The organism is Nocardia niwae NBRC 108934 = DSM 45340, assembly GCF_001613465.1.
In the GTDB taxonomy this organism is placed as follows: Bacteria; Actinomycetota; Actinomycetes; order Mycobacteriales; family Mycobacteriaceae; genus Nocardia; species Nocardia niwae.
Map to the genome: position 1 here is coordinate 109,836 of NZ_BDCK01000032.1, position 23,653 is coordinate 133,488.

Genomic DNA, 23,653 nt, shown 5'->3' on the forward strand with positions numbered 1-23,653 from the left:
GTCCGGGCATCGGCCCGCCAGTGCGTCGTCCGTTCCGCGGGATCGTTGCGCGGCTATTCACCGGCCGGTGGAGGGATCGCGGTGCGGGCCGTTCCGGATACTGCCCGCGAGCCGTGGTTCGCACCGCGATCTCGTCTCACGCCCCCACGGTGGCGGCGGCGGGCTGGTGCTTCTTGCGCTCGACGATGTCAAGCACGGCGAGGTAGCCGAAGGCGATCGCGGGGCCGATGGTGGCGCCGGGCCCGGCATAGGTGTGGCCCATCACCGGTGTGGAGCAGTTTCCGGAGGCGTACAACCCCTCGATGACGCTGCCGTCCTCGCGCAGCACCCGCCCGGCGGTGTCGGCCACCAGCCCGCCCTTGGTGCCCAGATCGCCCGGCACGATCTTGGCGGCGTAGTACGGGCCCTCCACCAGCGCGGCCAGGCACGGGTTGGGCCGCACGGTCGGATCGCCGTAGTACCGGTCGTAGTGGCTGTCGCCGCGGCCGAAGTCCTCGTCCTTCCCGGTCTCGGCGAAGTTGTTGAACCGGGTGACGGTCGCGGCCAGCTCGTCGGCGGGCACGCCGATCTTGCCAGCCAACTCCTCGATGCTGTCGGCCTTGACGATGAAGTCGTTTTCCATCCACCGGGATGGAAAACGCTGACCGGGCTGTAGCCCGGCGAAGATGTAGCGGTTCCGGTAGCGCTGGTCGAACACCAGCCACGCGGGGATGTTCTCGCCCGGCCCCTCACCCTGCCCGTACTCGCCGCCGTACATGGTGTGCACCGCCTCGACGTAAGGAGCGGACTCATTTCCGAATCGCTTGCCGTCGGCGTTCACCATGATGCTGCCGGGCAGATTCCGTTCGGCCAGCGCGAACCACGGTTTGCCGCCCTTGAAGATGGTCGGCCCCCACCAAGCGTCCTCCATGAAACCGATGGCCGCGCCCGCCGCCATGCCCGCTTGGATGCCGTCGCCGGTATTGGCGGCCGCGCCGGTAGTCCACTCGGTGGTGATGGGCTGGCGCTGGTATTTGGTGCGCATTTCCGCGTTGTGCTCGAAACCGCCGCTGCCGAGGACGACGCCGTAGCGGGCGGTGAAGGTGACCGGTTCGCCCTCGTGCAGCGCTTGGACGCCGGTGACAACGCCATCGGTGACGACGAGGTCGGTCATCGGGGTGTTCAGCAGAAGCGGCACGTTCGCGTCCATGAGCCCCTTGCGCATGCCCGCGATGATCGCCTGCCCCATGCCGACGATGTGTTTGCGAGTGAACTTGGCCCAGTAGGTGCGCGCGCCGACGCGCATCGCCCGGAGCATGCCCTTCGGATGACGCCGGATCAGATTGAGCCGGACGAAGTCGGCCTGCATGACCACCACGTTCAGCGGAGCCTTCGCGTACGGCGGCTCCAGGTTGAACCGCTCCTCGCCGAGGATCTTCGTGTCGAACGGCCTGGGCTCGCACGAGCGCCCCTCGGGCCGCCCGCCCGGCGCCTCCGGATGGTAGTCGGAGTATCCCGGCACCCAGGTCATCTTCAGCGGCGAGTGATCGAGCACGAAGTCCAGCGCTTCGGCGCCGCGGTCGATGTAGGTGTCGATCCGTTCGGCGGGCACGACGTCACCGATGATGCTGTGCAGGTAGGTCCGCGCGTCCTCGCGGTCGTCGGGCCGACCGGACGCGCGCAGCGCCTTGTTGCCCGGGATCCACACGCCGCCGCCGGAGCGCGCGGTCGACCCGCCGTAGTGCGCGGCCTTCTCGATGACCACCACGCTCAGGCCGTTGTGGGCCGCGGTGAGGGCGGCGGTCATGCCGGCGGCGCCGCTGCCGACCACCACCACGTCGTATTCCCGATCAGTCATGTAGAACACGTTATAGAATGGACGCGCCATTGGTCTATGTTGTGTGGCAGAAGACTTGCTCGACGTTCCGTTTGTCGAGGAAACTTGTTTCAGTTTCAGACCGGAGTTAAGAACATGGGCCTCGAATGGGACCTGGCCACCGACGTTGTCGTGGTCGGATACGGCGCCGCGGGTGCGGCGGCCGCGCTGGAAGCGACCGCGGCGGGCGCGCAGGTGCTGGTGCTCGAACGCTTCGCCGGAGGCGGGACGTCGGCGCTGTCCGGCGGGATCATCTACGCGGGCGGCGGCACTTCGGTGCAGCGTGCGGCCGGGGTGGACGACAGCCCGGAGGCCATGTACGCCTATCTCGAGCGCGAAGTCGGCGACGCGGTCGCCCCGGAGACGCTGCGCCGGTTCGTCGACGAGAGCCCGGAACTGATCGAGTGGCTGAAGGCGCACGGAGTCCCATTCGAAGCATCGCTGTGCCCGTACAAGACGTCCTACCCCAACGACCGCTACTACCTGTACTACTCCGGCAGCGAGATCTCCGGCGCGTTCCGCGACATCCCGGCCGCTCAGCGCGGGCATCGGGTGAAGGGCAGGGGAACGTCGGGCAAGAAGCTCACCGGCCCGCTCGCCGCCGCGGCGTCCCGCGCGGGCGTCCGGGTGGAAACCCTCACCCGGGTAACCCGTTTGATCACCGACGGCGCCGGCGCGGTGATCGGCGTGGAATGCCACACGCTGCGCGACGCGCCCGGCCGGGTCCGGGACCGCTACACCGGCATGGCGAAGATCGCGGCCAAGCCAGGCATCTACTATCCGCCGCTGCGACGGTCGCTGGAACAGCGGCTGGATGGGCTGGAACGCCGGTACGGCAGGACGATCCGGGTGCTCGCGCGGCGCGGGGTGGTGCTGAGCGCGGGCGGGTTCATCGCCAATCGCGACATGGTGCGGCAGTACGCGCCAGCGTTCCACGGTGGTCTCGCCCTCGGCACCACCGCCGACGACGGCAGCGGCATCCTGATGGCACAGCAGGTCGGCGCGGCGGTGGATCACATGGACAATGTCTCCGCGTGGCGCTTCCTGCTGCCGCCCAGTGCGTTCACCGGCGCGCTGCTGGTGGACGCCGGCGGACGGCGGGTCATCGACGAGACGCGCTACGGCGCGGCGGTCGGCAACGCGCTGATCACCGAACACGGCGGCAAGGGCTGGCTCCTGGCCGACGAGCCGCTGATGCGCACGGCCATCGGGCAGATCGGCAAGCAGGGCGCCTGGTTCCAGCGCGGGCAGTTCGAGACCATGCGGCGCACCGCCGTTCGCGGCGCGACGCTGGAAGAAGCCGCCGCCAAGGCGGGCATTGATCCCGCCGGGCTGCGCGCGACGGTCGACGCGCACAACACCGCGATCGAGACCGGCGCCCCCGATCCGGTCGGCAAGCCCGCCGAGTTCACCAATCCGGTGCGCACCGGCCCGTTCTGGCTGTTGGATGTGGGCATCAAACCGAGCCTGACCAATCCGTGCCCCATGCTCACCCTCGGCGGCGTCGTCGTGGACGAGCGCACCGGCGCGGTCAAGACGGCTGAGGGCGCCGACATTCCCGGACTCTTCGCCGCCGGGCGCACCGCGATCGGCGTCTGCTCCAGGTCCTATGTCAGCGGGCTGTCGCTGTCGGACTGCATCTTCTCCGGCCGCAGGGCAGGCCGGTCCGCCGCGGGCGAGCAGGTCTCGGCGCTCGATAAAGCAACGGAAGGAAACTAGCGTGCTGTCCGACGCGGTACGAATCGAACTGGCCGACGAACTCGAGCGCGCGGAGCGCGAACGGGTGGCGATCGATCCGCTGATCGCCCGCCACCCCGACATCGACGTGGTCGACGCCTACGAGATCCAGCTGATCAACATCCGGCGCAGGCTCGACGGGGGCGCGCGCGTGGTCGGGCACAAAGTGGGACTGTCCTCCGAGGCCATGCAGCGGATGATGGGCGTGGACGAGCCCGACTACGGGCACCTGCTCGCGGAAATGGAAGTTTACGAGGATGTTCCGGTCGAGGCGGGCCGCTACTTGTTTCCCCGGGTGGAGGTGGAGGTCGGGTTCGTGCTCGGCGCCGACCTGCCCGGCGCGGAATGCACCGAAGCGGACGTGCTCGCCGCCACGGTCGCCTTCGCACCCGCGATCGAGCTGATCGACTCGCGGATCAAGGACTGGAATATCGGCCTCGCCGACACCATCTCCGACAACGCGTCCTCCGCCGGTTTCGTGCTCGGCGCCCAGCGTGTCGCGCCGAAGGACATCGACGTCAAGGCCATCGACGCGGTGCTCACCCGCAACGGCGAGGTGGTCGCCGAGGGCCGCAGCGACGCCGTGCTCGGCGATCCGGTGATCGCGGTGGCCTGGCTGGCGCGCAAGGTCGCGAGCTTCGGCGTCCGGTTGAAGGCCGGTGACATCGTGCTGCCCGGCTCGTGCACCCGCGCCATCGACGCCCGTCCGGGCGATGACTTCCACGCCGAGTTCGCCGGACTCGGCTCTGTCCGTCTGCAATTCATCTAGGGAGGCTGTCGTGTCCAACGGGACCGTCACCGCCGCGATCGTCGGGTCCGGCAACATCAGCACCGATCTGCTCTACAAATTGCTGCGTTCGCAGAAGATCCAGCCGCGCTGGATGATCGGGATCGACCCGGACAGCGAGGGTCTGAAGCGGGCGCGCGGGCTCGGGCTGGAAACCTCGCACGAGGGCGTGGACTGGCTGCTCGGACAATCCGAACTGCCCGACCTGATCTTCGAGGCGACCTCGGCGTACGTGCACCGCGCCGCCGCACCGCGCTACGCCGAAGCGGGCATCCGCGCCGTCGACCTCACCCCCGCCGCCGTCGGCCCCGCCGTCGTGCCGCCGGTGAACCTGGGAGCGAATATCGACGCGCCGAACGTCAACATGATCACCTGTGGCGGCCAGGCGACGATCCCGATCGTCGCCGCGGTGTCGCGGGTGGTACCGGTGCCGTACGCGGAGATCGTCGCGTCGGTGTCCTCGGTCTCCGCGGGCCCCGGCACCCGCGCGAACATCGATGAGTTCACCAAGACCACCAGCCGTGGCGTCGAGACCATCGGCGGAGCGCAGCGCGGCAAGGCCATCATCATCCTGAACCCGGCCGAGCCGCCGATGATCATGCGCGACACCATCTTCTGCGCCATCCCCGACGACGCGGACACCGACGCGATCGCCGACTCCATCCACCGGATGGTCGCCGACATCCAGCAGTACGTCCCCGGTTACCGGCTGCTCAACGAGCCGCAGTTCGACGAGCCCTCGGTCGTCTCCGGCGGCATGGCCAAGGTGTCGGTGTTCGTCGAGGTGGAGGGCGCGGGCGACTTCCTGCCCCCGTACGCGGGCAACCTCGACATCATGACCGCCGCCGCGACGCAGGTCGGCGAGGTCATCGCCGAACAGATCGTCACGGCCCGGGTGTAAGGAGCTTTCGTCATGGCCTACTCAGCAGAACTCGACATCCGCGTCACCGACACCTCGTTGCGCGACGGGTCCCACCACAAGCGTCATCAGTTCACCGCCACCGAGGTTCGCGACATCGTGGCCGCGCTCGATGGCGCGGGCGTCCCGGTGATCGAGGTGACCCACGGCGACGGCCTCGGCGGCTCGTCGTTCAACTACGGCTTCTCCAAGACGCCGGAGCAGGACCTGGTCACCATCGCGGCCGAGACGGCCAAGCGGGCGAAGATCGCCGTGCTGATGCTGCCCGGCGTCGGCGTGAAGGAAGACATCAAGATCTCGCAGGACAACGGCGCGTCGATCTGCCGCATCGCGACGCACTGCACCGAGGCCGACGTGTCGATCCAGCACTTCGGTCTGGCGCGGGAACTCGGGCTGGAGACGGTCGGGTTCCTGATGATGTCGCACACCCAGCCGCCGGAGGTGCTGGCCAAGCAGGCGCGCATCATGGCGGACGCGGGCTGCCAGTGCGTCTACATCGTCGATTCCGCCGGAGCTCTTGTGCTGGAACAGGTTTCCGACCGGGTCGCGGCGGTGGTCGCTGAACTCGGCGACGACGCGCAGGTCGGCTTCCACGGCCACGAGAACCTCGACCTCGCCGTCGCCAACTCGGTCTACGCAATCCGCGCCGGCGCCACCCAGATCGACGGCAGCGCGAGGCGTTTCGGCGCGGGTGCGGGCAACACGCCGGTCGAGGCGCTGGTCGGTGTGTGCGACAAGCTGGGCGTCAGGACCGGCATCGATTTCTTCGCCATCGCCGACGCCGCCGAAGACGTCGTGCGTCCCGCGATGCCGCAGGAATGCCTGCTCGACCGCCAGGCCCTGATGATGGGCTACGCGGGCGTCTACTCCAGCTTCCTCAAGCACGCCGAACGCCAGGCCGAGCGCTACGGCGTCTCGGCGGCCGAAATGCTGGTGCGCGCGGGCAAGCGCAAACTGGTCGGCGGCCAGGAGGATCAGCTGATCGACATCGCGCTGGAATTGCAGCGGGAGAAGGCGACCGTCACCGCCTGACCGTTGCGGACCGGCACCGCTGTCGTGCACGTGGAAGGGTGGGGCGACGACGAGGAAGGCCGACCGCACCCATAGGCGCACCTGTGGACAACTGTGCACAAACCCCGCCCTACGGCAACGACGGGAGCGGGAAGCGCAGTAGCGCCGCGGCGAGGTGTTCCTCGAGTTCGGTGTCGGCCTTGACGTGCCGGACGGAGCCGCTCTCGTCGATGACGTTCTGGGCGAGTTCGTCCAGGATGTCCTCGGTCGGCCGGGGCCGGTCGCCCGACACCGGGCACTCGTCGCCGGACAGGCCGAGCCAGCCGCAGCTGTCGCAGACCGCCCCGGTTGACCAGCGCGCCGTCCTGGATCGGCAGGGTGTCCACCGCCTTGGCGGTGGCGGCTCGCAGGCAGTTCGCGACGCCCACGACGGCCGGGTTGCCGGTGGCGATCCGCTCCAGCACCTCGCCGACCCGGCGGGCGCGCGGCGGTGCCACGGTGAGGGTCCTCCTGCACGCCGCACCGACGTCGTGATTCACCGAGCTCAATCGCCCGGTACAGGCTCGGGCACGACCGGGGAACCCGAGCGCCGACTCGTGCGTGCGCCGTCAACCGGCACGGAGGACGGTGATCAGCTCCTCGGCCGGAATAGTGCGGGGGCGGTCGCTGACCTGTCCGTCACCGAGCTCCACCAGGCGCCAGACCCGATCCTCGCGCAGGACGAAGTCGGCCGTGACGAAGGGGAGGCCGAGTGCGGCGATAGCGTCCTCGACGGCGGCCGCGTCGAATTCGGCCTCCGGCATCTCGTCCGGGGTATCCGGGTGCGGGCCGACCAACCGGCATTTGCCCTCCAGCCACCAGGTGCGGATTTCCGCCGACCGGAAACGCTCGAAGCGGCGCAGGACGAATCCGCCGGTCAGCTCATCGCCACGCAATTCACGGAATCTGTTCGCGATGCGCCAGGCGGCGCCGGCGTCCGCTGTGTCCGGAATGAACGCCGCTTCGTGCCAGTAGTGCTTCATCGACTTGGTGTAGTCGCGCAGGACGGCGGCACCCGTCCCGAGTTCCCGGCACGCGCGATCGAACGCGGCGCGATCATCCCCGGTCGTCCATACCGATCGCGGAGTCATCTCGGCCAGTGCGGGGTACCACCCGGGCAATTCATGGGCGCGCCGGTACTGCTCCGCGGTCGTGCGTAAGGTGACGCCCCGCTGCCGCAAGCTCCGGTCGAACGCGGCGTACTGATCGCTACGCAACATCCACCCGCGATAGACAGCCACACCGTCCGGGCGAACGCGGTTAACGGCCCCCTCCGCGCCGCCAGGGCGGGTCAACGCGTCGTGATCGACCACAGCGACCTCCAGCCCGGCGTCGCTCGCCGCATCCGCCTCGGCGGCGAAATGCTCGTCGACACGCTGGGAACGGAGCACATCGGCCGGAACAAGCAGCAGCACGGCCCAATCCTCGCGCGTCGATACGCGATTCCCAACCGATTTCCGCGCATGACCGGACCGCTATCCGCTCAATTCCATCACGATCCTGCGCAGCTGGGTGGCGCGCTCGGCGGACGTCCGCGACTTCATCAGCCGCAGGAACAGCGCGTACCGCGCGGTGCGGTCGAGCTGATCAAAACGATCTCGGGCGCACGAGCTTTCGCTGAGAGCGGCGGACAAATCGGCAGGACAGGTGGCGGTGCGCTGAGGCGCGTAGGCGGCCTGCCATCGGCCGTCGGACCGGGCGGCGGCGATGGCGGCCGAGCCGGGTGAACGCATGCGGCCCGCGGCGATCAGCGCTTCGGCTTTGGCGACATTGACTTGCGACCAAGGACTCTTCGGACGACGCGGTGAATATCGCTGAAGGTAGTGGTCGGCGTCGAGGCCGCGGCGATGACTGTCGATCCAGCCGAAGCACAGCGCCCCGTCGAGCGCCTCGGCATTGCTGATCGTGTTGCCCCCGCCCCCCTTCTTCGCGATCTTCAGCCACACATCGTCTGCTCGCGAGTGATTGACCGCAAGCCATTCCTCCCACTGCCCGAGGTCAGCGCAATCCAAGATCCCTGTCTCATCGAACCGGCCCACGGCGTCCTCCCAAATCCGGTGCTCCCTTACCCACCCATCCTCCGTCCCAAAGTGCTCACCGAATGAGCACTTAACCCTTCGAGTGGTACATGAGCGTGCGGTCATCTCGCGTTTCGACGCGCTCATGTACCACTCACGAAGAAGCAGCGGAGTTCTGGGGGATCACCGATGCGCGGCTGGCTCTGCTCGTGCATTCGGTGGTGGGCGGCACGCCGGCGTGTCGGACCGAGATGATTCGCTACGACGCGCCTGCGGATCTCGCGGATTTCGATGATTGGGTGGTTCGAGCCATCCTGTCCCCCGGAAGCCCGATGTTCCTGGAAGCGCGGTACCTGCTCGCCGAGGAGCCTGATCTCCGCGACGGCGCGCTCTATCACTCGGTGCTCAACGCCATCGCCACCGGCAACACCGGCCGGGGCGGCATCGCCGGTCACGTCGGCCGCCCGGTGAATACGCTGGCGCACCCTTTGACCGTGCTCGAGGACACCGGATTCATCACTCGCGAACCCGACGCGTTCCGCGCCAACCGCAGCGATTTCCGCATCGCCGAACCGCTGGTCACCTTCTATCACGCGATCATGCGGCCGTTCTGGCCTCAGCTGACCTTGGCCGCCGACACCCGCCGTATCTGGCAACGGGCCTCGCATCGGTACACGAGTAACGTGATCGGCCCGCACTTCGAGCGGATCTGCCGCGAGTGGGCGATGCTTTTCGCCCACGAAGCCACTGGCCGGAGTCGGCTCGGTGACCTTCCGGTGCAGGTTTCGTCGGGCACGGTCAATGATTCGGTGAACCGTACGACGCATGAGGTCGATGTCGTCGCGATCGGTTACGCCGAGGACGGTCGCCCCCCGCTGCTCGGTATCGGTGAGGCCAAGTGGAACGAGGTGATGGGCCTGGGCCACTTGGAGCGGCTACAGCGCATCCGGGAACTGCTGACGGCGAGCGGGAAATTCGATGTCACCGGCATGCGTTTGCTCTGCTTCTCCGGCGCGGGATTCAGCGAGGACCTGCAACGGGCCGAGCGCGAAGGCGCGGTCGAGCTGATCGGACCGGACGAACTGTACGGCCGCTCGTGAACGCGCGGCCCGACGGGCGCTGGTGTGGAGATGAGATCGCGCTTCGCGGCCGAGGTGAGCGCTACGAGTGTTCCGTAGCGCGTCGCGGCGTCCTCGTCGAGCGGCTTACAGCCAGGTGTCCAATGTCGTCGTCGTCAGGAAGTGCTCCAGGTCCGCGCGCCACGGGGCCGGGGTGGTCTTCTCCGGTTCGATGGCGGTGTACTGCCCTCGGTAGAACAGTAGGGGGCGGCCCGTGGTGGTGGTTTCGGAGAGGGCTTGGACCCGGCCGATGACGATGTAGTGGTCGCCGCCGTCGACGACGCTGTCGACCGTGCACTGGATGGTGGCCAGCGCGTCGTCCAGGACGGGGAGTTCCAGATCGGAGCTGTGCCAAGCGGCGCCGGCGAACTTGTCGGGCTCGCGGGAGCCGAAGCGGGCGCACAGCTCGCGCTGCTGTTCGGCGAGGACATTCACGCAGAAGCGGCCGGTTTTCTCGATCGCCGCCCAGGATCGGGACGCCTTGGTGGGGCAGAACAGCACCAGCGGCGGTTCGAGGGAGAGGGCGGCGAAGGACTGGCAGGCGAAGCCGATCGGCGCCCCGTCACCGTCGAAGGTGGTGATCACGGTGATGCCGGTGCAGAACTGCCCCAGCACGTTCCGGAACTGCCGTGGATCGATCTCGGATCCGTCCGCGGTCATCGTTTCGCTCGCCCTCTCGGTCACTGCTGCCGCTGTCCGACGGTGAAGTCGTGGCCCCACAGGCTGACCGCGGTGGATTCCCGCGCGATCCAGTCGTGGTCGTCCACTTCCAGACCCTCACAACCGAATTCGACGTCGAACCCGCCCGGCGTCTTCATGTAGAAGGAGAGCATCTTGTCGTTGACGTGCCGTCCCAGCGTCGCCGACATCTTGACCTTCTTGCGCAGCGCGCGATCCAGGGCCAGCCCGACGTCGTCGGCGTTCTCCACCTCGATCATCAGGTGCACGATGCCGCTGGGTGTCGGCATGGGCAGGAACGCCAGCGAGTGGTGGCGCGGGTTGCAGCCGAAGAAGCGCAGCCAGGCGGGCTCGCCGTCGGCCGGGCGGCCGACCATCTGCGGTGGCAGCCGCATCGAGTCGCGCAGCCGGAAGCCGAGCACGTCGCGGTAGAACTCCAGCGCCGCCTTGTCGTCCTTGGTGGACAGCACCACGTGCCCGAGCCCCTGCTCCTCGGTGACGAACTTGTGCCCGTATGGGCTGACCACCCGGCGATGCTCCAGCGCCGCACCGTGGAACGCCTCGAGCGTGTTACCGGAGGGGTCGTCGAACCGGATCAGCTCGTACACCCGGCGATCGGCCAGTTCGGCGGCGGTGCCCTCCTTGAAGGGCACACCGGCCGCGTCCAACCGGTCGCGGATGTCCTGCAGCTCCTCGGCGTTGGCGGTTTCCCAGCCCGAGATCTGCAGCCGGTCCTTCTCGCCGGGGACGATCACCAGCCGGGCCGGGAACTCGTCCATGCGCAAATACAGCGCTTCGGGGTCGGCGCCCTTGCCCTCGACCATGCCGAGGACTTTGAGCCCGTACTCCCGCCAGGCGGCCATGTCGGTCGCCTCGATACGCAGATAACCCAGTGAACGGATGCCCATCACTTCTCCTTGACGCCCGCGAGGAAATCGATCGCGAGCCGGTTGAATTCGTGGAACTTCTCCAGCTGTGCCCAGTGTCCGCATCCACCGAAAACGTGCAACTGTGCCCGCGGGATCAGTTTGGTCGCCACCAGCGCACCGTCGAGCGGGTTGACCCGATCCTCGCGGCCCCAGATCAGCAGCACCGGCTGGCGCAACTTGTAGGCGTCGCGCCAGAGCATGCCCTTCTCGAAGTCCGCGCTCGCGAACGACTTGCCCATCGCCCGGGTCGCGGCCAGCGCCTCGGGCGTGCTCGCCGAGGCGAACCGCTCGTCGATCAACTCGTCGGTGACCAGCGACTGGTCGAAGACCATGATGCGCAGGAACGCCTCCAGGTTCTCCCTGGTCGGCTCGTAGTTGAACTTGGAAAGCAGCTTCACGCCCTCGGTCGGGTCGGGCGCGAACAGGTTGGTGCTCAGCCCGCCCGGGCCCATCAGGATCAGCTTCCCGGCGCGATCCGGGTAGTCCAGCGCGAACCGGACCGCCGCGCCGCCGCCCAGCGAGTTGCCCAGCAGGTGCACCCGGGAGGTGATCTCCAGATGGTCGAGCAGATCCTTCAGCGCCGAGGCGCTGTGCACGAAGTACTGCGGATGCTCGGTGGGCTTGTCGGAGCGGCCGTAGCCCGGCTGGTCCACCGCGAGCACGTGGAAGTGCTCGGCCAGCACCGGGATGTTGCGCGCGAAGTTCGACCACGAGGACGCGCCCGGCCCGCCGCCGTGCAGCAGGACGATCGTCGGCCCGTTGCCCACGCCCGCCTCGTGGTAGTGCAGCCGCAGATCGGATCGCACCTGCGCGTAGCGCGAGGTCGATTCGGCGGTGAGTTCCGCGGTCGATGTCACGGTCACCCCTACACCATGCCGTCGGTGACAGGGAGGCCGAACTCGTGCGTGCCGTACATCAGGTAGGCGCGCTCGGGATCGTTGGCCGCGTGCACCCGGCCCGCGTGCGCGTCGCGCCAGAAGCGCTGCAGCGGAGTGCCGTTGGACAGCGCGGTGGCGCCGGAGCTCTCGAACAGCTTGTCGATCGCGGCGATCGATCGGCCGGTCGCGCGCACCTGGTCGCGGCGGGCGCGCACGCGCAGGTCGAACGGGATCTCCTTGCCCGCCACCAGCAGCGCGTATTCGTCGGCGACGTTGCCCGACAACTGCCGCCACGCGGCGTCGATGTCGCTGGCGGCCTCCGCGATGCGCACCTTGGCGAACGGGTCCTCCTTGGCCTTCTCGCCCGCGTAGGCCGCGCGCACCCGCTTGCCCTGGTGCTCGACGTGCGCCGCGTAGGCGCCGTAGGCCATGCCGACGATCGGAGTGGAGATCGTGGTGGGATGGATGGTGCCCCAGGGCATCTTGTAGACCGGATCGGTGTTCTGTTCCAGGCCGGGCGACTTCAGCTCGCTCATGGCGCGGAAACTGAGGAACCGGTGCGAGGGCACGAACACGTCTTTCACCACGACGGTGTTGGACCCGGTGCCGCGCAGGCCGACCACGTTCCACACGTCGTCGATGCGGTAGTCGTCGCGCGGGATGAGGAAGCTGCCGAAGTCGACCGGCTTGCCGTCCTTGATCACCGGGCCGCCGAGCACCGCCCAGGTGGCGTGATCGCAGCCGGACGACCAGGCCCACGCGCCGTTGACGAGGTAGCCGCCGTCGACCACGGTGCCCGCGCCCATCGGCGCGTAGGAGGAGGAGATCCGCACTTCGGTGTCCTCGCCCCAGACGTCTTCCTGCGCCTGCTGCGCGAACAGCGCGAGGTGCCAGTTGTGCACGCCCACAATGCCCGCCACCCAGCCGGTGGACCCGCAGGCGCTGGCGATCTTGCGCACGGTGTCGTAGAAGACCACCGGATCGGCGGCGTGACCGCCCCACTGCTTGGGCTGGAGCAGCCGGAAGAAGCCGGTCTCCTGCAACGCCTTCATGCTTTCGTCGGGGATGCGCCGCAGGTCCTCGGCCTCCTGTGCGCGTTCGCGCAACGTCGGCAACAGCGCTTCGACCCGTTCGGTCACTTCTTGCGTCATCTCGGGACCTGCTCCTGCCTGGTCGGTTGATGTCCGGAATCTCATTTGCCTCTGAGACTAGAACAGGTTCCTATTTCTGTCGAGAACCGGTGTCCACCCCTGCCTGGACATGCGCTCATGCAGGAAGTGAGGGGAATCGCTGGCATCCAGAGCGCCAGTTTTGTAACGTGTTCTAGTACAGATGGAGGAGGAAACGCGATGGCAGTTACGCCACAGGCCGGTGCGAAGGTCCGGGAGCTGGATGTCGGCGCCGTACCGACCCGCTATGCGCGGGGATGGCATTGCCTGGGTCTGGCCAACACGTTCCGGGACGGCAAGCCGCACGCGGTGAACGTCTTCGGCACCAAGCTCGTCGTCTGGGCCGACAGCAACGGTGAACTGCGAGTGCTGGACGCCTACTGCAGGCACATGGGCGGCGACCTGAGCATGGGCGAGGTCAAGGGCGACGACATCGCCTGCCCGTTCCACGACTGGCGCTGGTCGGGCACCAACGGCAAGTGCACCGCGATTCCGTACGCGCGGCGGGTGCCGCCGCTGGCGCGTACCAGGAAGTGGACCACGCTGGAGCGCAACGGTCAGCTGTTCGTCTGGCACGACCACGAGGGCAGCCAGCCGCCGCCCGAGGTCACGATCCCGCACATCAAGGGCCCTTACACCGACGCCGACGGTAACCCCAGCGAGCAACTCGACAGCGGGTGGACCGACTGGACCTGGAACTCGATGCTGATCGAGGGCGCCAACTGCCGCGAGATCATCGACAACGTGGTCGACATGGCCCACTTCTTCTACATCCATTTCGCCTTCCCGACGTACTTCAAGAACGTCTTCGAGGGTCACATCGCCACCCAGTTCCTGGAGACCAAGGGCAGGCCGGACATCGGCATGGCCTCCAAGTACGGCGGTGACACGCTGCTGAAGTCCGAGGCCTCGTACTTCGGCCCCTCGTACATGATCAACCCGCTGATCAATATCTACAGCGGTTACGAGGTCAAGAGCGTCCTGATCAACTGCCACTACCCGGTCACCCAGGACTCGTTCGTCCTGCAGTGGGGCATCACGCTGGAGAAGCCGAAGGGCGTCGACGGCGAGATGGCGGCCAAGCTGGCGGAGAAGATGACCGAGGGCATCAGCGTCGGTTTCCTGCAGGACGTCGAGATCTGGAAGCACAAGTCCAAGGTCGAGAACCCGCTGCTGTGCGAGGAGGACGGGCCGGTCTACCAGCTGCGTCGCTGGTATGACCAGTTCTACGTCGACCTGGCCGACGTCACCGAGAAGATGACCCAGCGCTTCGAGTTCGAGGTGGACACCACCAAGGCCAACGAGGCGTGGGAGGCCGAGGTCGCGGAGAACCTGCGGCGCAAGCGCGAGTCCGAGGAAGCCGAGGCCGGCGTCTGATGGCGGCCACCTGGGCGAAGGCACCCGATTTCGCCGACCAGCCCGCTCGGCGAGCCGAAGTGCGCGCCCAGACGGTGGTCGACAAACAGCGCTATCTGGAGGACGGCCTGACCCCGCTGCGGTGTCAGGCCTGCCAGAGCCAGGTGCTGGTGCGCAAGAGCAGTACGCACCAGACCTCGGTGCAGTGGACCGGCGACCCGGCCGAGCGCTGCCCGGTCTTCGCCGAACTGAGCGCGCGCGGCCACGGGCCGGGCCGCCCCGACTCCTGTCCGAACCTCGAGCGCACCATCGCCTGGGCCGTGGACGAGGGCGTGCTCGAAATACCTGAGTGATCAGGCTGTTCGGGGCAGGTGGGCGCTGATCGGTTTGCCCGCCGATCGCCGCGGCGGTGACCGCGCTGTCGCGGCCGAGCCGTGCTCCGGCTACGTTGACGGGAACAAAAAGGACCTTCGTGCCGGAACGGATACCGTTCGATCCGGCGCCGCAGGAGGGAGTTTCCGCGATGCTGGTGCGGCATCTGGACTGCGCGACCATGTGCCCGGTCGGCGGGCGCGCGCTGCTGGGCAGCGGTGGGCTGCTGACCGGCGGACTGGTCGGCCATTGCCTGCTCGTCGAGTCCGAGGACGGACTGGTGCTGGTGGACACCGGATTCGGCATGGCCGACGTGCTCGACCGCGCCAGGCTGGGGGCGGGCAGCGCGCGGCTGCTGCGGCCCCGCTTGCGTCCGGAGCTCACCGCGCTGCACCAGATTCGCGGGCTCGGCTATCGGCGCGAGGATGTCCGGCACGTCGTGCTGACCCATCTCGATCTCGATCACGCCGGCGGGCTGTCGGACTTCCCCGACGCCACGGTGCACGTCTTCGCCGACGAACTCGACGCGGCGACCCAGCGCCCGACCCTCGGCGAGAAACTGCGCTACCAGCCGCGTCAGTGGGAGCACGGGCCCCGCTGGCTGGCTCACGAGACCGGGGCGGACACGTGGTTCGGTTTCACCGCCGTCCCGGTGCTGGAGGACATCATGCTGATCCCGCTGGTCGGGCACACCCGCGGGCACAGCGGTGTCGCGGTCCGGCAGAGCGACGGATGGTTGTTGCACTGCGGTGACGCCTATTTCCACCATCGGCAACTGGCGGCGGGGAAGGGTCGGCCGCCGGTCGGCCTGGGTGTCTTCGAGGTGCTGGCGAGCACGCTGGGGCGCGCCCGGGTGGAGAATCTGGAGCGCCTGCGCACGCTGCACGCCGACCACGGCGACCGGGTGCGGATGTTCTGCGCGCACGATCCGCACGAGCTCGCCCAGTTCGCCACCGTGCCGGTGCGGTGAATCCGGTCAGTCCAGCCGGAAGTCGGCGAAGTCGAACCCCGGCGAGACAATGCAGCTGACCAGGACGTATTCCGCGCCCGCAGGCCGCGCCGACTGACTGACGCCGCCGGGCACCACGGCTTGGAGCAGCTGCCCCTGCTCGAGGTCGGGGCCGAGGGTCACCACTTCGCCGCCGATGTCCAGCGCGAGCGGCCCGCCGCGATGCCAGAGCCACAGCTCGTCGGAGCGCACCGTGTGCGGGGCGGACTGCTCGCCCGGCAACAGCAGGAAATGGATCGCCGTCGCCGCCGCACGCGGGCCCGGGTAGCCCTCTGGCATGAATTCCACCGGGCTGCGCCAGGTTTCGCGATACCAGCCGCCCTCTGGGTGCGGCGCGAGATCGAGTGCGACGGCGAGCGGCGGTCGATTGTCGGTCATCGTTCGACTATGCCCGATCGGCGCCGCCGCTCAGCTCTCGTCGATCCGCCAGGTGATTCCGAACGGCGCCAGCGCATCGAGGAAATCGGCGGCGTCGAACGCCTCGGCGGGGGACAGCGCGCCCGGTGTAGGGGAGCCCTCGGCGAGCCGAACGGCGGTTTCCGCCGCCATCAGGGCCGAGTCGCGGTAGGAGTCGACGCCGCTGAGCACACCGCGGACGCGGCGCCCGTCCGCGCCGAACGTGTCGACGACGAGGTCGTAGCGCAGGTCGGCGCTGGGCGCGTCGGGCAGCGTGTCGATGAGTTCGGCGGTGAACCCGCCGAGTGTCTCCAGGATCGAGGTGGCGAGGACGCCCTCGACGTAGGAGACGTCGGAGTGCCGGGGGATGGTCAGGACCGGTGGCTGTGGGAATTTCGCGACCGTAGTCGGCTCGGTGTGGCCGGGGAAGGTCATCGTGTCGTGGCGTGCCGTCGCTCCGGTGCGCAGTTCGCCATCGGCATAGTGCCACCCGCCCCCGCGGAACCAGTCCAGGCCGGCGAACACCGTCTTGGCGCTGCCTTTGGAACCGTTGCCGCCGCTCTTGCTCAGGTGGCTCAGCACCACCTCGGCCGGTCCGGCCGCGCGCCGCGTGGTGAGGTGGGCGAGCAGGTCACCGGGGAGATTGCTGTCGGTGACGCCGGAGACCAGGGTGACGCCCGCCGCCGCGGCGCGCGGTCCGAACTCGTCGAAGACCCGTTTCAGGAACAGCTGCTCGCCGGACATGTCGGTGTAGTGCGCACCCGCCTCGATCGCCGCGGCGAGCACCGCGGAGCCGTGCTCGACGTAGGCGGGCAGGCTGCTGATCACCACGTCGGCTCCGGTGAACGCGGTGACGAGGGCCGCGTGGTCGGCGAGTTCGGCCACCCGGACGTCGGCGTCGGGCAGATCGACGGCATCGGCGGCGGCGCGCACGCGATCGCCGTCGCGGCCGACCAGGATCGGGGTGACGCCCCGGCGGCGCAGTTCGGTGAGCAGGTAGCCGCCGGTGTGTCCGGTGGCGCCGTAGACGGCGATGGCGCGGGTGGTTTCGGTGGATGTCATGTGTACGAATCTATTGCTCGGATATGAGTCGACCAATGCCCATGAAGCTCGATAGTTTGTTCCAAACGCTCATTACTAGAGTGCTACGGTGAGATAGTGGACATTCTCAGCGAGGCCATCGCGGCCATCCGCACCGGCAGCCCCACCTCCGGCTTGTTCATCCGGCACGCTCCTTGGGGCCGCCGGTATCCCGTCGTGCCGGGCGCGGGTTTCCACGTGGTTCTGCAGGGTTCGTGCTGGGTGGTGCCGCCGAGCGGCGAACCCATGGCGCTCGGCGCGGGGGACGTCTTGTTCATGCCGCGCGGGGCCGACCACGACCTGGTCGACAGTCTGGCCACCCCGATCACCGAGATCGCGCTGCCCGGTGAGCCCAGGGAGATCGCGGGGCCCGGCGTGCGGACCGCATTGCTCTGCGGCGCTTACGAACTCGGCCGGGGTCGCAGCCATCCGATGCTCGACGAGTTGCCCGAGTTCATCCATCTGCCCGCACGCCCGGGACGTCATCCCGCGTTGCGCGGCGCGGTCGACCTGCTGGCCGCGGAGATCGCCGAGCCGCGCCCGGGCAGCGACGCGGCCGTGCCCGCGATCCTCGAGACGTTGCTGTTGTTCGTCCTGCGCGCCTGGTTCGACGAGCAAGCCGATGCGCAATCCTCCGGCTGGTCAGGCGCTTTCGCCGATCCGGCGGTCGCGTCGGTGCTGCGCGCGGTGCACGAGGAACCGGCGCGCGCGTGGACCGTCTCCGACCTCGGTGACATCGCGGGCGTTTCCCGCGCGACTCTCGCCCGCCGCTTCACCGCGACGGTCGGCGAACCGCCACTGGCTTACGTGACCCGCTGGCGCATGCTGACCGCCGCCCGCCTGCTCCGCGAAACCGACAACAGCCTCGGCGCCGTGGCCCGGCGGGTCGGCTACGCCTCGGAGTTCGCTTTCGCGAAAGCGTTCAAACGCGAATACGGCCTGGCGCCAGGGCAGTATCGCCGTGCGGCCGACAGTCCACCGTTGGTCGCGGTCTGACGCACCGAACTCAGCTGAACGGCGAACTGGGCCGTTCCTGGAGTTCGTCGTCCACGTAGATGTCCACCTTCTCGTTGTAGAAGCAGACGAGACCGGCGACCTTCTGGCTCTCCGGAAGCGGCGTGCGGTAACCCCACACGTAGTCGGGATACTCCTTGCCCTCGACTCGGACGGTCCAGTAGTCGGCGGTGCCCTTGTACGGGCAGCTGGTGTGCGTGGCCGACGGGTACAGCAGATCCATGCGGACGTCCGTCATCGGCAGGTAATACCGTGGCGGCAGACCGGTTTCGAACAGAATGCGCGGCGTGCGCGAGTCGGCGACCGTGACGCCGTCGATCTGCACCCGCACGTGCCGCGAACTGGCCAGGATATCGACGCGCGAGTAGGGGTTGCGCGGATGGACGTAGATCGGCTCGTCCTCCTCGAACCACTCGTCCATCGCACCCCACTCCAGCCGGACGAGGTCGCGCAGTTCGGTCAGTGGTGAATCGTGGTACCGCAGCGCGGCTCCGCCCGCCGTCGTGCTGTCGACCATGACGTCGTAGACGGTCGCGTCGCCGCGGCTCGCGGAGTGCTGGGTCTGCCCGCTCGGTTCGAGCTTCGCGCGCAGATCCGCGACCGGCAGGTAGTAGGCCGGGTAATGCGGGTTCTCCCAGACGAGCACCGGCCGCACGCTGTCGGCCACCAAATGCCCGCCCAAGTAGACGCGCACTCGCTTCTTGCTGGTCTCGACGCTGACGCGGCCCCGCTTCGCTTCGGTCATATCTCTCGACCGTACTCCTCGCAGCCGCCCTGGCCAGGGTGAAAGAACGACGAAGGCAGCCACGCGTGTGGCTGCCTTCGATGCGCTCGGGGGTCAGTCGCCGACCGTAATGGCCTGCGCTTCCTCGACGCTGTGCGGTGCGGGATCGTGGTCGTCGAGGTGGGCCAGGGCGGCGCGCCCGGCCAGCAGGACGACGACCGCGGCGGCGGTGCACGCCGCGCCCACCCAGAACGGCAACGAGATGCTGTGCTCGCCGAGTTTGCCCGCGAGGTAGGGGGCGGCGGCGCCGCCGGCGAACCGGACGAAGCTGTAGGCCGCCGACGCGGTGGACCGCTCCACCGGCGCGGAGATCATCACGGCCTCGGTGATCAGCGTGTTGTTCACGCCGAGGAACAAGCCCGCCAGCACGGTGCCGACGATCAGCACCGGCTTGTGCTCGGCGAAGACGGCCATCATCGCCAGGTCCGCCGCGAACAGCGCCAGCGAGAGGCCCATCATCGGCAGCGAACCGAACCGGCGCTGCAACCGGGGGGCCAGGAACACCGACGCGATCGCCAGCAGCACACCCCAGCCGCAGAAGATGAAGCCGATCGCGTAGGTGCCCATGTCCAGCGGGAACGGGGTGTAGGCGAGCAGGGTGAAGAAGCCGAAGTTGTACAGCAGGGCGGTGAGGCTCACGATCAGCAACCCCCGGTGGCGCAACGCGCGGAACGGCGCGGCGATCGAGGTGCGGTGCGCGGGCTCGGGGCCTTCCGGCAGCAGGACGACGATGCTGATCAGCGCGACGGCCATCAGCGCGGAGACGCCGAAGAACGGTCCGCGCCAGCTGATTCCGCCGAGCACGCCGCCGACCAGCGGTCCGGTCGCGATGCCGATGCCGAGCGCCGCCTCGTACAGGATGATCGCGCGTGCCACGCCGCCGCTGGCCGCGCCGACGATGGTGGCCAGCGCGGTGGCGATGAACAGCGCGTTGCCCAGGCCCCAGCCCGCCCGGAAGCCGACGATCTGCGCCACCGTGTCGGACATGCCGGCCAGCGCCGCGAACACGATGATGATCGCCAACCCGGCCAGCAGCGTCTTCTTGGCGCCGAAGCGGCTGGACACCACACCGGTGACCAGCATGGCCACGCCCGTGACCAGCATGTAGCTGGTGAACAGCAGCGACACCTGGGAGGGGGAGGCGTGCAGTTGTTCGCCGATGGGTTTGAGGATGGGATCGACCAGGCCGATGCCCATGAAGGCGATCACGCTGGCGAACGCGACCGCCCAGACGGCTTTCGGTTGCTTGGTGTCGTTCGCGGCCGGTGCCGCGGCGCGGGTGGGAGCCAATGTGCTCATCGATGTCCCCTCGGGATCGGATCGTGCTGTCGCGTAGCCGTTTTCAGGGCCTCCAGCAGGTCGTGCAATTCGGTGTCCAGCCGCTCCAGACGTTCGGCGTCGAAGCCGGGCAGGTTCCCGCCGATCGCGGCGGCGAACGCTCGGCGGAACTGGGCCAGCCGGTTTCGCCCGGCCGGGGTGAGTTCGATGACGACGGCCCGGAAGTCCTCCGGGTCTTTGCGTCGGGTCGCGAAGCCTTCCGCGACCAGCTTGCCGATCAGCGCCGTTGCCGCCGGCTGTGAACATCGGTCGATCCTGGCGAATTCGCTGACCCGCAGCGCGCCGTGTTCGTCGAGCACCGCCAGTGCCCGCAACATGGCGCGCGGCAGGTCGTCGCCGCTGAGCACCCCGGCCAGCCGGGTGAGCCTGCCCGCGGTGACGAGAAGGTCGACGACGATGTCATCCGCTACGTTCACCTGAGCTTGCCGCACAGGAAATATTATTACATAGGCTAACTATCTATTCGCCGTGAAGTCGGCCACAGGCGGGAGCGGTCCCGCGGAGCAGGTCCGCGGGACCGTCGGTGTTGCTGCTCAATCCGGTTGTGCTACACCGATATCGGTTGAGTGTGCCGGTTCCTCGTAGTGGATGTCGTACGCCGCCGCGATCGGGTTGATCTTCACCGGGTCCAGCGCTCCGCCGGTCAGCACCGACGCGCCGGCTTCGAAGAGATCCTCCAGGTAGCACTCCCAGCCGCCGGGAGAGGAGATCTGCAGCACCCGCGGCGGCGGTTGCGATCCGCACCGCAGAGCGTGCGGCACACCGTGCGGGAGCAGGACGAACATGCCTTCCGTCGCGGAGAGGGTCCGGTCGTCGAACTCGACGTCCAGCGTGCCTTCGAGCACGTAGATGCATTCGTCCGCCACGTGGTGGGTGTGCCGTGGGATGTCGCGCGCGAGCGTCACCTCCAGTAGGGAGAACCTGCCCTCGGTGTCGGCGGTGGTGGCCTTCACCGCGAAGGCGGGCGGCAACGGCACCCGCCCCGGCCTTGCTTCGCCGGGGGTCAGGAGGCGGAAACGATTGTGGGACATGGAGTGCTACCCTTCGAAGCGATTAATCGGAACCGGAATCCGATTCCGTTTGAAGCGTAAACCCGGAGGTATCGCCAGTGTCAAGGCCCACGCCCCGCAGGCAGCGGGCCGACGCCGCGCTCAACCGCACGCGCATCGTGGCCGTGGCCCGCACCCTGTTCGCCGAGCGCGGCAGCGCGGTGCAATTGCCCGAGATCGCACGCGCCGCCGGAGTCGGAATCGGCACCGTCTACCGCCATTTCCCCACCCATGCCGACCTCATCGAGGCCGCGGCCGAGCAGCGCTTCGCCGAGATCGAGGACTTCGCCCGCGCCGAATGTCTGCGCGCCGAGCCCGGGCAGGGGCTCGCCCGCTACTTGCGCCATGTCGGCGCGGTGCTGACCGCCGACCGGGGTTTGTCGGCGGCGATCGAGGCGGCGCGGCAGTCGACGGGCAGCGAGCCGCGCGGCGAATCCCGCGGCAGGCTCGAGGAGGTGATCGGCGAGCTCGTCGCGCGGGACCGGGCCGCGGGAACACTGCGCGACGACTGCACGGTGGCTGACGTCTACATGATCGTCGGCGCGATGTCCGCGACGATCGGCAGCGGCAGCGGCGATTGGCGCAGGCTCGTGGAGATCGTTCTCGACGGCCTGCGTCCCGGCGGACGGCCGGACGAGTGAGTCAGCCGGGAGCTATGTTCGCGTTGCGGTGGAAGATATTGCCCGGGTCGTAGTCGGCCTTGATGTGGGCCAGTTTGGCGTACTTGACGCGTCCATAGGATTCTCGGACCCGGTCGTAATCCGGGTCCGCCATGAAGTTCACGTATCCGCCGCGGTTGGAAGCCATCGGACGCAGCGCTTCCCACGTCGTGCGCACCCATTCCCGGTCGTGGGCGAGCGTCTCGGAGTCGGGAGCGATCGCGGTGATATTGCACCCGTAATGCGGGGTGCGCGCGCCGCCGAATGCCGTGTCGTCCTCGCCGACGGTGCTGAACGCGCCGCTGAGCGGGAAGATCGGCATGAACGACAGCGGCGCGGATTTCCTCGCGGCGTGCTCGATGAGCACGGAGATGATCTCGTTGGAGAAATCATCCAGGTCGAGCGCCTTCTCGTACCCGCGCAAGCCCCACGGCGCCGCATCGTCGAGCATCCGCTGCAACCCGGCATACGGAACCGGGCTGAGGAATTCGAACAGCGGCGGCAAAGCCTCCCGGATCGGCGCCACCGCCGCCGCGTGCTCCTCGGCGGTGCCGAAACCCGCGACGATCAGGGCATTGCCCGCTCGACCGTGGTAGCGCTCCGGCACGAAGGGGGCGGGCGGCGCCGACATCGCCAGCGCTATCAACGCTCCCGACCGGCGCGGCAGGGTCGGAATGAACTCCCGGATCAGGCGCAGAGCGTCGATTCCATCGGGCATGTCCCAGAAGAACAGGCCGAGATGGACTTCGGGCCCGACGTGATGCAGACGGTACTCGAATTCGGTGACCACTCCGAAGTTTCCGCCGCCTCCGCGCAGCGCCCAGAACAGCTCCGCGTTCTCGGTCTCGCCGGCCCGCACCACTTGGCCGTCGGCGAGCACCACCTGCGCCGAGACGAGATTGTCGACCGCGAGCCCGGCCATGCGGGTCAGCCAGCCCATGCCGCCGCCGAGGGTGAGGCCGCCGACGCCGGTGTCGCTGATCACCCCGCCGGTCACCGCCAGCCCGTACGCCTGGGTCGCGGCGTCCAGGTCGGCCATCGTCGCCCCGCCGCCGACCCGGGCGCGCTCCGTCTCCGGATCGACGACGACGCCGGTCAGCGCGCTGAGATTGATCATCAGGCCGCCCTCGGCGACCGCGGTCCCGCTGTAGGAGTGGCCGCCGCCGCGCACGGATATCTCCAGCCCGCGGTCCCGGCCGAAGGCCAATGCCGCGGCCACGTCACCGGACGACAGGCACTGGGCTATCACGGCGGGGTGCCGGTCGATATCGCCGTTCCAGATGGCGCGGGCGCGATCGTATCCGGCGTCGGTGGGGCCGAACACCGGCCCGTCCATGGTGGACCGTAATGCTTCGAGATCGGAATTCACTGTTTGCGTCATGGCATCCTCCCGGATGGTGGCCCCGACGACTTGTTGGGCGGCGAGCCGGTATCTCGACTCGCTACGGCACCGATCCC

Annotated in this window: 25 protein-coding genes; 10 read left to right on the top strand and 15 right to left on the bottom strand. The window is 68.5% G+C overall.

Annotated elements, in window-relative coordinates:
• Nucleotides 1–136: 136 nt before the first annotated feature.
• Nucleotides 137–1,846: a 3-oxosteroid 1-dehydrogenase gene (kstD, locus tag NNI01S_RS23275; protein ID WP_063022311.1), complete on the bottom strand. Its 1,710-nt coding sequence runs from the start codon at nucleotides 1,844–1,846 to the stop codon at nucleotides 137–139.
• Between the two features lie 105 nt (nucleotides 1,847–1,951).
• Between kstD and NNI01S_RS23280 the strand changes: the two genes are divergently transcribed.
• The 4 genes from NNI01S_RS23280 to dmpG are packed head-to-tail and all read left to right on the top strand — an operon-like array spanning nucleotide 1,952 to nucleotide 6,330.
• Nucleotides 1,952–3,574, top strand: coding sequence for an FAD-binding protein (locus tag NNI01S_RS23280; protein ID WP_063022248.1), 1,623 nt, complete (start codon nucleotides 1,952–1,954; stop codon nucleotides 3,572–3,574).
• A gap of 1 nt (nucleotide 3,575) precedes the next feature.
• Nucleotides 3,576–4,361 (top strand): 2-keto-4-pentenoate hydratase, encoded by a 786-nt coding sequence (locus tag NNI01S_RS23285; protein WP_063022249.1) that lies wholly within the window; start codon nucleotides 3,576–3,578, stop codon nucleotides 4,359–4,361.
• A 10-nt stretch (nucleotides 4,362–4,371) separates the two neighbouring features.
• Nucleotides 4,372–5,280, top strand: coding sequence for an acetaldehyde dehydrogenase (acetylating) (locus tag NNI01S_RS23290; protein ID WP_063022250.1), 909 nt, complete (start codon nucleotides 4,372–4,374; stop codon nucleotides 5,278–5,280).
• Nucleotides 5,281–5,292: 12 nt separating this feature from the next.
• A complete protein-coding gene (gene dmpG, locus NNI01S_RS23295) occupies nucleotides 5,293–6,330 on the top strand; it encodes a 4-hydroxy-2-oxovalerate aldolase (RefSeq protein ID WP_063022251.1) in 1,038 nt (345 codons plus the stop codon).
• Between the two features lie 109 nt (nucleotides 6,331–6,439).
• Here dmpG and NNI01S_RS34710 read toward each other — a convergent pair whose 3' ends face one another.
• The 3 genes from NNI01S_RS34710 to NNI01S_RS23310 form a co-directional block, all read right to left on the bottom strand.
• A complete protein-coding gene (locus tag NNI01S_RS34710) occupies nucleotides 6,440–6,601 on the bottom strand; it encodes a hypothetical protein (protein ID WP_157114931.1) in 162 nt (53 codons plus the stop codon).
• 316 nt (nucleotides 6,602–6,917) lie between these two features.
• Complete coding sequence (locus NNI01S_RS23305; RefSeq protein WP_063022253.1) at nucleotides 6,918–7,763, bottom strand: ATP-grasp domain-containing protein; 846 nt, start codon at nucleotides 7,761–7,763, stop codon at nucleotides 6,918–6,920.
• 60 nt (nucleotides 7,764–7,823) lie between these two features.
• Nucleotides 7,824–8,513 (bottom strand): YdeI/OmpD-associated family protein, encoded by a 690-nt coding sequence (locus tag NNI01S_RS23310; protein ID WP_245676338.1) that lies wholly within the window; start codon nucleotides 8,511–8,513, stop codon nucleotides 7,824–7,826.
• A gap of 152 nt (nucleotides 8,514–8,665) precedes the next feature.
• On the opposite strand from NNI01S_RS23310, the gene NNI01S_RS23315 reads away from it, so the two are divergent.
• Nucleotides 8,666–9,466 (top strand): ATP-binding protein, encoded by an 801-nt coding sequence (locus NNI01S_RS23315; protein ID WP_157114932.1) that lies wholly within the window; start codon nucleotides 8,666–8,668, stop codon nucleotides 9,464–9,466.
• A 105-nt stretch (nucleotides 9,467–9,571) separates the two neighbouring features.
• On the opposite strand, the gene hsaB is transcribed toward NNI01S_RS23315, so the two are convergent.
• The 4 genes from hsaB to hsaA are packed head-to-tail and all read right to left on the bottom strand — an operon-like array spanning nucleotide 9,572 to nucleotide 13,120.
• Nucleotides 9,572–10,144 carry a 3-hydroxy-9,10-secoandrosta-1,3,5(10)-triene-9,17-dione monooxygenase reductase subunit gene (gene hsaB, locus NNI01S_RS23320; RefSeq protein ID WP_063022313.1) on the bottom strand — a complete coding sequence of 191 codons (573 nt, stop codon included), beginning with the start codon at nucleotides 10,142–10,144 and terminating at the stop codon, nucleotides 9,572–9,574.
• A gap of 20 nt (nucleotides 10,145–10,164) precedes the next feature.
• A complete protein-coding gene (gene hsaC, locus NNI01S_RS23325) occupies nucleotides 10,165–11,070 on the bottom strand; it encodes an iron-dependent extradiol dioxygenase HsaC (RefSeq protein WP_063022256.1) in 906 nt (301 codons plus the stop codon).
• Nucleotides 11,070–11,948: a 4,5:9,10-diseco-3-hydroxy-5,9,17-trioxoandrosta-1(10),2-diene-4-oate hydrolase gene (hsaD, locus tag NNI01S_RS23330; RefSeq protein ID WP_063022312.1), complete on the bottom strand. Its 879-nt coding sequence runs from the start codon at nucleotides 11,946–11,948 to the stop codon at nucleotides 11,070–11,072. Before hsaD ends, hsaC begins: the two co-directional genes overlap by 1 nt.
• Nucleotides 11,949–11,956: 8 nt before the next feature.
• Entirely contained in the window at nucleotides 11,957–13,120 is a 1,164-nt protein-coding gene (gene hsaA / locus NNI01S_RS23335; RefSeq protein WP_063022257.1) for a 3-hydroxy-9,10-secoandrosta-1,3,5(10)-triene-9,17-dione monooxygenase oxygenase subunit, read from the bottom strand.
• 198 nt (nucleotides 13,121–13,318) lie between these two features.
• Between hsaA and NNI01S_RS23340 the strand changes: the two genes are divergently transcribed.
• The 3 genes from NNI01S_RS23340 to NNI01S_RS23350 all read left to right on the top strand — a co-directional run bounded on the left by NNI01S_RS23340 (nucleotide 13,319) and on the right by NNI01S_RS23350 (nucleotide 15,836).
• Nucleotides 13,319–14,515 (top strand): 3-ketosteroid-9-alpha-monooxygenase, oxygenase component, encoded by a 1,197-nt coding sequence (locus NNI01S_RS23340; RefSeq protein ID WP_063022258.1) that lies wholly within the window; start codon nucleotides 13,319–13,321, stop codon nucleotides 14,513–14,515.
• Nucleotides 14,515–14,847 carry a hypothetical protein gene (locus NNI01S_RS23345; RefSeq protein ID WP_063022259.1) on the top strand — a complete coding sequence of 111 codons (333 nt, stop codon included), beginning with the start codon at nucleotides 14,515–14,517 and terminating at the stop codon, nucleotides 14,845–14,847. The genes NNI01S_RS23340 and NNI01S_RS23345 overlap by 1 nt, the downstream gene beginning before the upstream one ends.
• A gap of 119 nt (nucleotides 14,848–14,966) precedes the next feature.
• Nucleotides 14,967–15,836, top strand: coding sequence for an MBL fold metallo-hydrolase (locus NNI01S_RS23350; protein ID WP_245676339.1), 870 nt, complete (start codon nucleotides 14,967–14,969; stop codon nucleotides 15,834–15,836).
• Nucleotides 15,837–15,842: 6 nt separating this feature from the next.
• On the opposite strand, the gene NNI01S_RS23355 is transcribed toward NNI01S_RS23350, so the two are convergent.
• A complete protein-coding gene (locus tag NNI01S_RS23355) occupies nucleotides 15,843–16,253 on the bottom strand; it encodes a cupin domain-containing protein (RefSeq protein ID WP_063022261.1) in 411 nt (136 codons plus the stop codon).
• Between the two features lie 30 nt (nucleotides 16,254–16,283).
• Nucleotides 16,284–17,333: a saccharopine dehydrogenase family protein gene (locus tag NNI01S_RS23360; RefSeq protein ID WP_063022262.1), complete on the bottom strand. Its 1,050-nt coding sequence runs from the start codon at nucleotides 17,331–17,333 to the stop codon at nucleotides 16,284–16,286.
• Between the two features lie 96 nt (nucleotides 17,334–17,429).
• Here NNI01S_RS23360 and NNI01S_RS23365 point away from each other — a divergent pair, with 96 nt between their 5' ends.
• The gene (locus NNI01S_RS23365) at nucleotides 17,430–18,347 is read left to right on the top strand and encodes an AraC family transcriptional regulator (RefSeq protein ID WP_063022263.1); all 918 of its coding nucleotides are present in this window, start codon (nucleotides 17,430–17,432) and stop codon (nucleotides 18,345–18,347) included.
• 10 nt (nucleotides 18,348–18,357) lie between these two features.
• Here the strand turns inward: NNI01S_RS23365 and NNI01S_RS23370 are convergent, their stop codons facing one another.
• The 4 genes from NNI01S_RS23370 to NNI01S_RS23385 form a co-directional block, all read right to left on the bottom strand.
• Nucleotides 18,358–19,110, bottom strand: coding sequence for a DUF427 domain-containing protein (locus NNI01S_RS23370; RefSeq protein WP_063022264.1), 753 nt, complete (start codon nucleotides 19,108–19,110; stop codon nucleotides 18,358–18,360).
• A gap of 93 nt (nucleotides 19,111–19,203) precedes the next feature.
• A complete protein-coding gene (locus NNI01S_RS23375; RefSeq protein ID WP_063022265.1) occupies nucleotides 19,204–20,448 on the bottom strand; it encodes an MFS transporter in 1,245 nt (414 codons plus the stop codon).
• Nucleotides 20,445–20,918: a MarR family winged helix-turn-helix transcriptional regulator gene (locus NNI01S_RS23380; protein WP_063022266.1), complete on the bottom strand. Its 474-nt coding sequence runs from the start codon at nucleotides 20,916–20,918 to the stop codon at nucleotides 20,445–20,447. The genes NNI01S_RS23375 and NNI01S_RS23380 overlap by 4 nt, the downstream gene beginning before the upstream one ends.
• 102 nt (nucleotides 20,919–21,020) lie before the next feature.
• Nucleotides 21,021–21,518, bottom strand: coding sequence for a cupin domain-containing protein (locus NNI01S_RS23385; RefSeq protein WP_063022267.1), 498 nt, complete (start codon nucleotides 21,516–21,518; stop codon nucleotides 21,021–21,023).
• Between the two features lie 77 nt (nucleotides 21,519–21,595).
• On the opposite strand from NNI01S_RS23385, the gene NNI01S_RS23390 reads away from it, so the two are divergent.
• The gene (locus NNI01S_RS23390) at nucleotides 21,596–22,177 is read left to right on the top strand and encodes a TetR/AcrR family transcriptional regulator (protein ID WP_063022268.1); all 582 of its coding nucleotides are present in this window, start codon (nucleotides 21,596–21,598) and stop codon (nucleotides 22,175–22,177) included.
• A 1-nt stretch (nucleotide 22,178) separates the two neighbouring features.
• Here the strand turns inward: NNI01S_RS23390 and NNI01S_RS23395 are convergent, their stop codons facing one another.
• Nucleotides 22,179–23,576, bottom strand: a complete 1,398-nt coding sequence (locus tag NNI01S_RS23395; protein ID WP_063022269.1) for an FAD-binding oxidoreductase — start codon at nucleotides 23,574–23,576, stop codon at nucleotides 22,179–22,181.
• Nucleotides 23,577–23,653 lie beyond the last annotated feature (77 nt).